Annotated in this window: 2 protein-coding genes; both read left to right on the forward strand. The window is 65.3% G+C overall.

Translation table 11 applies throughout. The features are described from left to right. The coding region (locus tag ACP5VX_RS06935) for a hypothetical protein (protein WP_428725151.1) at positions 1–1,084 on the forward strand (1,084 nt) is incomplete at its 5' end. Beyond that, on the forward strand, positions 1,081–2,567 hold a 1,487-nt coding region (locus ACP5VX_RS06940), incomplete at its 3' end, for a hypothetical protein (protein ID WP_428725152.1). The genes ACP5VX_RS06935 and ACP5VX_RS06940, both read left to right, overlap by 4 nt.

Below are 2,567 nucleotides of genomic sequence, written 5' to 3' on the forward strand. Positions count from 1 at the left end.
GTTCTGCTACTACAGGATGATAGACAGCACGGCGCCGTACATCGGGACGGGCAGGCTCAAGAGGCTCGCAACACCCGAGGAGTTCGCCGAAGCCGTCGCCGGCTCGAAGCTCGTCTCCGACAGCTCGCTCGTGATCCTCGGCGCCAGGGGCGACGCGTCGATGTACCCCGACGAGATCCCGAAGGTGCTGGACCATGCCGAAAAGCTCGGCGTCAGGGCGAGGTTCTTAGCCCTGAGGCGCGCCGCCTACGACAAAAAGGTCGCCGAGCAACTCGCGAGCTACGACAGGCTCTACTACGGCACTACGATAACCCCGATGGCCAGGGAGACTGGCACGCCGGTGGACGAAAGCCTCCAGCTGAGGGGCTTGGAGAACGTAGCCGACTACAGCGATCGGGTGAGCGTCGAGGTGGGCCCGATAACGGTAAACAACGTCGTCAGGCTCCCCGAGGTCCTCGAAGCGCTGAAGTCCCTCGGCTGGAGGAGCGCGATATACAGAGGCGTCAGCGCCGGCGCCTGGGGCCTGAGCAGAGAGGAGGTAGTCAAGAGGCTCTACGAGGCGGGCTTCCTCTCCGAGGAGCAGTACAGGAAGGCCCTCGCCTCAAACGACTACTTCTACGCCGTGAAGAACGACCTCAGCGAGCTCCTCGAAGCCGCCGTGGTGCGCGCGTTCGAGGAGCTCGGGCTGAAGCACTACAGACACACGGGGCAGTTCTACGCCGCGGAGTGGGGGGTGCCCGTGGCGAAGACCAGGAGGAACAGAGTGAGGCGGGACGTGCTGGAGTACGCCAGGGGCTTGGCGTACCCCGGGAGGAGGCTTGAAGACGAGCTGGAGAGGCTCGGCTACGCCGACGCCGAAGTGGAGCGGGTCGAGGTAGACGGCGTGGCCGCGGCCAGGGTGAAGACGGAGGTGCCGATAACCGAGGACGTCGCCATGTACCTGGGCGAGGTCACGGGCGTCGCCGTCATCGCGGAGAACTACCTCCCGTCCCCCGACCTGCGCACGCTGAGGCACTACCTGGACTACGACTTCTTCGCGATGCCGCAGAGGACTAAAGACCTGATCAGAGAGAGGCTCGGATGAGGAGGCTGGCGGTCTTCGTCCTGAAGAGCGGCCTCAAGCAGTTCGACTTGTTCAAAGACTGCGACCACGCCTACCTGGACGGCGAGAGGCTCTTCCCCAGGGTAGACCCGGCTGAGTACGACGAGGCTGTCGTGGTGGACAGCACCTCGGCCTCCGGGCTCACCCTGCTCAAGGCCAAGTCCCTACTGCAGAAGCTCGGCTTCAAGAATGTGAAGACGGCGGCGCACCCGGTCACGAAGCACAGCAGGGCTGTAGTCGACATAGCCCTCCCGAGGAGGGAGCCCGTCGGCACCTCCGTCTTCGTAGCGGGCCCCGCCGGCTCCGGGAAGTCGGCGCTCGCCTACGGCATAGCCGCGGCCCTGGGGGGCAGGTACGTGAAGTGGGGCGAGGAGGTGGCGAAGAGGTTCTGGGTCGGGAGGTACGGCGAAGTCCTCGCAAGCCTGGAGTCGGAGAACCCGTTCTACGTCGCAGAGAGGCTTGTGCTGGACGGCGTGTTCAACGCGCGGGACGAGGTGCTGGTCGTGGACGGGGTCAAGAGCCTGAGCCAGGCGGTCTTCGTGTCCTACACGACGCTCAGGCCCGCGCTGGTGCTCTACGCGGAGGTGGACCCGGAGGTGAGGGAGTTCATAGTGAGTGTCAGGGGCATGCCCGACGACGGGTTCGACAGAGAGAGGGCGGGGCTGTTCTCCAGAGGCCTGGCCGAGCTGAGGGAGGCCGGCGTGGTGGTCAGGCTCGACTCGAAGCGCCCAGACCCCCTGGTAGCTCAGGTGTTTAAGCTGTTGGGGCTGAGCCCGACCGTAAAGGGCTACTTCAACCCGTTTATAACCAAGAGGGTCCTGCTGTGGTCTTGGTACAAGGCTTGGGTCAAGGCGAGGAGCGTAGAGAGCCCGCTGGTGGAGGAGTGGGCTTCCCGGGTAGAGCTGTACAGGGGGTACTCGAAGAGGCTGGCGAAGAGGGGCGCCGCTTTAGACGGAGCGGCGGCTGACCTGGTGGACTCGGTAGCTACTGCTACCAGGCTCATAGACGACATACTCGACGAGCACGAGGTGAGGCTCTACAGCGAGGAGGGGGCCGCCAAGCCGGCTAGGTGGACTGAGCGCGGGATATACCTGACGGTGGTGGACAGCGTGGCGCTGATGCTGAGGGCCAGGAGGATAGCCAGGCGGCTCGGGAGGGAGCGGGAGCTCTTCGAGGCGATGGAGAGGGTGGTCAGGGCCGTGGACTTGGAGCTGGAGCTGGAGGAGACGAGGAGGAGGCCGAGGCCGGTGGACTGGTTGCTGGCCGCGGAGAGGGAGGCGGCGTTTAGGGAGTTCGCCTACTCCCTGGCGGGGCTAGACGCGGAGGCGGGTTATGTAGAGGGCGTGGTGGCGCAGGCGAAAGACGACTTGATCGGCGCCGAGAAGGGCGGGAGGGAGGACACGGAGGAGAGGCTGAACCGGCCCACCCTGCCCAGGGTGTTCAACAGGCCGGAGGAGGTCTTTGA

Source organism: Thermogladius sp. (assembly GCF_049970955.1).
Taxonomy (GTDB): Archaea; Thermoproteota; Thermoprotei_A; order Sulfolobales; family Desulfurococcaceae; genus Thermogladius.